We start from the raw sequence: 6,078 nt of genomic DNA on the forward strand, positions 1-6,078 counted from the left end.
TGAATCTGTCTTGAATGCCCGTTCTGGTCGGATTCCTCCTTCTCTTCTGCCACGCTAACCCCGTGAACTTCTACCAAATTTCTTTGTTTGGGTAGATTGGAATCCCCCTGATTCATCAGTGGGGAGGATATCAATTCAGTCTTTTTTCGGTAAAGTTTCTCCCAAGCCGCATTCGCAGAGGTTACGCCCTTGAATTCTCAGAAGTACAAAATTCAAGCACTGATTGCTGAGATTGACGAGGTACTCAGCAAGCCCGCACCCCGCTTGCCTTGGACGGGTTCGATCGATACTGTCCACCAGCGCCAATTGTTAGAGCGAGTTCGCGCTTATCTGGTTTCCCCAGACTCAAAGGTAGCGGCCAGCAAGGGGCCCCCCACCCCAAATGTCCGCCCGGAACCAGTTCCAGTTCCCAAACTGCCGATGCCCGCCCCTCGCCCCTCAGCAGCAGAGCAAATCATGCTTGCCGTAACCGGAGAACTCAGCCACCTGCGTTCAAGCTTGACGGGGCCGCTCCAAGAAGACATAGAAGCTCTGCGACAAGAGCAGCAAGCTTTAATTCAAGAAATCAAACAGCTAGAAGCAAAACGGCAGCAGCAACAATCCCTAGCTCAGCAACAAGCAAACCAACAGCAAATCATTTCTGAATTCTTGCAGGTACTCACTGCCCGCTTGGAAGAAACCTTGGAGCGCGATTTCTCCCAAATTCTAGGTTCCATAGAAAATCAGTTGTTGCCCCTGGGCTTGACACCTAACTCTTTGGCCGGCGCACAATCTCGATCGGCTGTTGACGTAACACTTAACCCACAAACCTCAGAAGAACTACCGCTGCTGACGCCGGCGAGGAGGTTGGAGCAAATGCAACTCTTGCAATCTCGTGCTGACAGTCTGCTGATGAGTCTCGATTCTAGGATGGGTATCGTGTTCGAGGCTTTGCAGGCAAATCTGCAAAGCTATCAAGCTTCCTTGGGACAAGAACTCGAAAATATGTACGGTTTGAGCCAGCAGAGCGAGGCGATGTTCGCGGCTTTGGTCAACCACTTGGCCGCACAGTTGGGGCGAGAAGCGTCTTCTTACGTGCAGCAGCCGATCGCCGATGCAAATCTTGAAACGGTCTCCCCAACCGCAGTCGATCGATCTCCAGCCGCTCCAGCCCTCTCAAATACTGCGATCGAGCACTCAGCCGCCCAGAGTGAAAATCGCACCGGCGAATTCCCCGAACAAGACATATTGCCCTACGCCGGTACAGAAATTTCTTCGCAATTCGGACAGTTGAGGCGCGATCGGTTTGAAGTCCCAATCTCGCTCCCGGATTTGGAAAATAATTTGTTCGGTTATGCACCCGAAATACCTCGCTCAGTAACTCGGTTGCCCGGTGCTGAATCGGAAGATATGTTAGCAGAAAGTGGCGAAGATGCTGAGGATTTGTACGCAAGTTTGTTCGCGGGAGAAGCAGTCGCCGAAATAGCACTAGAACTCGAAAATTTCTCCATCGAAAATACAGAAAATGCGATCGAGATTGAATCGGTACAAGCTCAAAATGCAACCGATTATGAAAGTGCAGAACCCCTAAATAATGCAGAAGATTTGTTTGTAAATCTGCTTGATGAAGGCGAATCGCTGGAAGATATTTTAGGAGGTGAAGATTCAAACTTCGCAATCGGGAATTCTGTTGAGGATCTAACTTTAGATACTGAAAATTTATTTGAACCGCAAGTTACAATACCTCAAGTTTCACAACCGCCAGCCATAAGTTCGTTAGAGCCAACAGTATCCCAGGTTTCAGAACCGCCAGCCATAAGTTCGTTAGAGCCAACAGTATCTCAGGTTTCAGAACCGCCAGCCATAAGTTCGTTAGAGCCGCAACTTGACCCGGGCGATCGAGAAAATCTAGAAACGGCTCAAAACCGAGGCGAGCATTTCGACACTCCTGCTGTCGATCGATCGGAACCTTTACCTCCGCCGACCTTGAGCGTGCCGGCAGAAATGAGCCAGAACCGCCCCAGTGCCGCGCCCGGTGTGCCGAGTGCCGGTGGCGTTCAAACTGCCGCATTCGGCACCTCGTCGCAGCGGCTCGATGATTCCTACATCCAAGCCTCGCCCGACGAGGATTTGCTGCCGGTCGAGGCATTAGAAGATGACCTCGATCGAGCTCTAAATTTGGACAACAATACTCTGCAACAGTTGGAGACAGACCTCTACAATCTGGAGGGATTGGACAATACTAGCTCTCGGCGATCGAATTCCTCAGCGGCTAACAGCTTGGATTTATCGGCGAGTTCCCCCTCTGGCCGTGCCAAAAATCCCTTTGCTATTGCCGCAGAGGAAGAATTTGGCACGCTGGAGGATTTGTTCTCAGATGTGTTGGAACTCTCATCTGAGGATGAACTTTTTGTTTCGGAAGACGAACTTGATGATGATTTGTTTGCTGAGGAAGATGAGTCGAAGTTGACGCTAGACGACATTTTGGCTAGTTTGACCGAGACCGATCGACCTTTGACTGATTCTCCCCCTCCAGAAACTGCCGAAACTAACGAACTGCGATCGAGTCCTCCAGAAAGTCAAAAAAAAAACCTAATTTCGACAGAGAGTAAAGCAAAAGTTGTTGAGGGGAAAACCGAGTTTAGCGAGTTTGCCGCACAGCACCAAGAGTCGGCGCCTCCTTCTGTTGCAGGTGCGATCGCCCCATCCCGGGAACGCCCGAATTCTCGCTGGTATTTGGGTATTGATTTCGCTTCCAGCGGGCTATCGGCGGCTTTGCTCGATCGCACCAGCGGCCAGTTGCACCCGATTTACTGGGAAGCACCGCAGGCTGAGGCTGGGGCTGCGGGCGCGAGCTTTCGGATTCCCTCGGCTGCGGTGTTTGCGGAAACAGCCCCAGGAGGCTCCGGGCCGCAAGTGACAGTCAAGTCGGTTGGATTCCGGCAGTTGGCTTTGCCTGCGGGAGAATTTTTACTGCAAAATTTTAAATTGCCTTTAAAGGTGGGCATTCCTTATCAGCGGGAGGCTGCCGGGATGTACGAACCGGTGTTGCAGTGGTCGCCAAATCAAGCTGTTTCGATCGCCTTGCCGCTGCAAGCTGTGCGGGCGCTGCTGGCTACTTTGAATCCGAGGAAGCAGGGGGAAAAATTTGGCGGATCGGAGGAAATTTTAGATTCTGCAATGCCGAGGGCGAATTTTGGAGGGTTGCCAGTTTCTAATTTAATCTGTAGGGCTTCGGGACTGACAGCGGAAACTCTCGATGCGGCGCTTTTAGACTTGCAGGGTGTAATTTTGGGGACTCCGGCCGGCTGGTCGGATGCTTATCGGTTTAACCTGCGGGAGGCTGTTTTGGGCGCTTCTCTGGTGGCTTCGGGTTCGCAAATTTTTGTGGTGGAAGATGCGATCGCCACTTTGCTTGCTGCTGTAACTCCTGTCAAAAATTCCAGAGGAGTGCAGTCTTCGGCGATCGATTCTATTAAGGGCGATTCCCTACGCGAAGAAGCTGCGCCGCTGACTGTAAATGCTTCGTCTTTTAGCGGGGGAACTTTGATTTTGAATGCGGGAGCGGCGACGGTGGAATTAGCTTTAGTTGAGTTGCCGTCCAATCTTCAAGATTTAACTCGTGCTGATTTTATTTGCCAAAGTTTTGATGCGGCTGGCAATGCTTTCGATCAGGATATTATCTGTCAGTTGTTGGCGAAAAATGAAACTTGGGGAATGTCGGTCGATTTGCCGCGTCCGGGGCATCCAGATTTGCCTAGTCGCTATCAATTGCAGCAGCGGTTGCAAGGTTCTGATTTTGGGCTGCAATTGTTGGAGGCGGCAAGGCATTTGAAGGTTATTTTGCAACATCAAGAAAGTTTTGTTTTGGATATTGGCCAGCAGCATTGGGATGTGAAGCGCAAAGATTTGGAAAGTCTGATTTTAGTGCCTTTTGTGCAGCAGTTGAATCGCGAATTGAATGCTTTGCTCAGCCGCGCGGGAATGTCGCCGGCGGGGATTAATCAGGCGATTTGTGCGGGGGGTATGGGTGCTTGGCCTGCGATCGCCCGCTGGTTGCGACAGAAGCTGCCGAATGCGATCGTGGTTCAAGACCAGGAATTGGAGGTCGATCGAGATATGTCGGGAATTCACAATTCTCCATTAAATTCTGTATCTCAAAATACAAATTTTCCTGAAAAAATTGGTCGAGTTGCCTGCGGGTTGGCGAGTTTGGCTCTCTATCCTCAAATTTTGGATGTGTCGCAGCAGCAGTACAGCGACTTTTTTCTGCTGTGGGAATTAATGCAGGTTTTGGGCGGGGAAACTCTCAGCTTTCAGGAAATTTTGCAGTTGTTGGAGGGCCAAGGCGTGAATACCCGCACCTGCGAGTCCCGGATTCTGCGGATTTTGGAAGGAAATTTGCCGGCGGGACTTGTACCTGCGGAGGAAGATTTCATGCTGCTGGCCGAGGAGTCGAGGCAAAATCCCGATTGGCAAGCAATTTTGGCCGAGCCGCTTTTCTTTGAAGATGTCTCGCGGGGTTATCGCTTGAATCTCGAACACGCCTCTGTTGTTCGCGAATATTTAGGCAAACTCGCTTCTAGCAGCCAGCAAAAATTGCTAGAGCCGCTAACAATTGCTTGGGATGTTTGCGATAGTTATCGCTAAAGGCTAAAAACCCGGTTTCTCAGTGGAATCCCCCCTGTCTTCCTCGAAAATTCCTAGAAGATTCCTAGTAGAAACCGGGTTTTTTCCGGCAAAGACTAACTTTTTTATGTGGATTTACTTAAAATTCTCAATAAAATTTATACCTTTTTAGGGTAAATACACATAAACTTTATAAAAGTGTTGTAGCTTTTTAAAGATTGTGCAAAGCCCAGCATTTCAGGTTCTCCCGATTTGGGGAGTCTCATAATATAGACGTGATATCTCGTTAAACTTGAGATAAATCAAATGAAATTTGCGATGGGTGTCTCTAAATTATCAGTATTATCCGAAATGCTTTCCTTATTTATTCCGAAACCTACTTACAAAGTTGGTGTATCCAAACAGCAGGTTCACCGATCCGTAACGAGCAAGGTAAAGCGGTCGATCGATATTTTGGGATCGCTGCTGGGACTGGCAATTGCTGCTGCGGTGGCAGTGCCGGTGGCAGTGGCGATGCTGTTGGACAATCCGGGCCCGCTGCTGTACAGTCAAGTCCGCTGCGGCTTGAAAGGCCAGCATTTCAGAATGTGGAAATTTCGATCGATGGTTGTAGGTGCAGAAAAGCTCAAACACCTAGTTACCAACCAAGCTAAGGGTCACATTTTTAAGAATGAAAAAGACCCGCGAATTACCCGCGTCGGCCGCTTCTTGCGGTGCACGAGTTTGGACGAGTTGCCTCAATTCTGGAACGTGTTAGTCGGCGACATGAGTTTGGTGGGAACTAGACCGCCAACTCCCGATGAGGTTGCTGGCTATGACGATTTTCACTGGCAGCGTTTAAATGTCAAACCCGGCCTGACTGGGGAGTGGCAAGTCAACGGACGGTCTGGAGTTAAAGACTTTGACGATATTGTGCGGATGGATCTAGACTATCAGTGCAAGTGGTCTGTTTTCTACGACATCAGTCTGATTTGCAAAACAATTTGGGTTGTTTTGAGTAAAAACGGTGCGTGTTAGATAGGTAAGTTGTTTTGGGTTGTTTTTTTATTATTTTAGGGAAAAAGAGGGAATGAAATATTTGGAAACCGGATTAAATATATGTTAATAGAATTAGCGATTGGTGACGCTTACGGTGCGGGTTTTGAATTTGTCGATCGGCAGACGATCGAATTGTACAACAATCTCAACGGCTACATCAAGCATCCCCATCACGACATCCAGCCTGGATGTTACACAGACGATACGCAGATGAGTTTAGCGATAGCTGAAGCGATCGTCAGCCGAGAACCTTGGACGCCGGAACTTTTAGCCAGCAAATTTGTTGCAGCTTTTCACCGCGATCGGCGAGTAGGTTATGCTGGCAAAATGTACAATTTTTTGCTACAAGTTCAAGACCATTGGTGACAAGTTAAGGAAAAAGGGAAATTGTCAAGGGTAGTATTGACATTGATCTGGATCGTGGGAAACTTA

The 6,078-nt window shown here is 49.1% G+C and carries 3 protein-coding genes; all 3 read left to right on the forward strand.

Going from position 1 to position 6,078, the window contains the following annotated elements; all coding sequences use genetic code 11:
• Positions 1–189 precede the first annotated feature (189 nt).
• Positions 190–4,629, forward strand: a complete 4,440-nt coding sequence (locus QUB70_RS31300) for a hypothetical protein (protein ID WP_332985655.1) — start codon at positions 190–192, stop codon at positions 4,627–4,629.
• A gap of 285 nt (positions 4,630–4,914) precedes the next feature.
• A complete protein-coding gene (locus tag QUB70_RS31305; RefSeq protein ID WP_332985656.1) occupies positions 4,915–5,625 on the forward strand; it encodes a sugar transferase in 711 nt (236 codons plus the stop codon).
• Positions 5,626–5,706: 81 nt separating this feature from the next.
• Positions 5,707–6,012, forward strand: coding sequence for an ADP-ribosylglycohydrolase family protein (locus tag QUB70_RS31310; protein ID WP_332985657.1), 306 nt, complete (start codon positions 5,707–5,709; stop codon positions 6,010–6,012).
• Positions 6,013–6,078: the final 66 nt, after the last annotated feature.

Source organism: Microcoleus sp. A003_D6 (assembly GCF_036702825.1).
Taxonomy (GTDB): domain Bacteria; phylum Cyanobacteriota; class Cyanobacteriia; order Cyanobacteriales; family Microcoleaceae; genus Microcoleus.

Bases quoted from the DNA above. Each gene is read 5' to 3' on its own strand.
- QUB70_RS31310 (WP_332985657.1), top strand. From the start codon at position 5,707: ATGTTAATAGAATTAGCGATTGGTGACGCTTACGGTGCGGGTTTTGAA.
- QUB70_RS31305 (WP_332985656.1), top strand. From the start codon at position 4,915: ATGAAATTTGCGATGGGTGTCTCTAAATTATCAGTATTATCCGAAATG.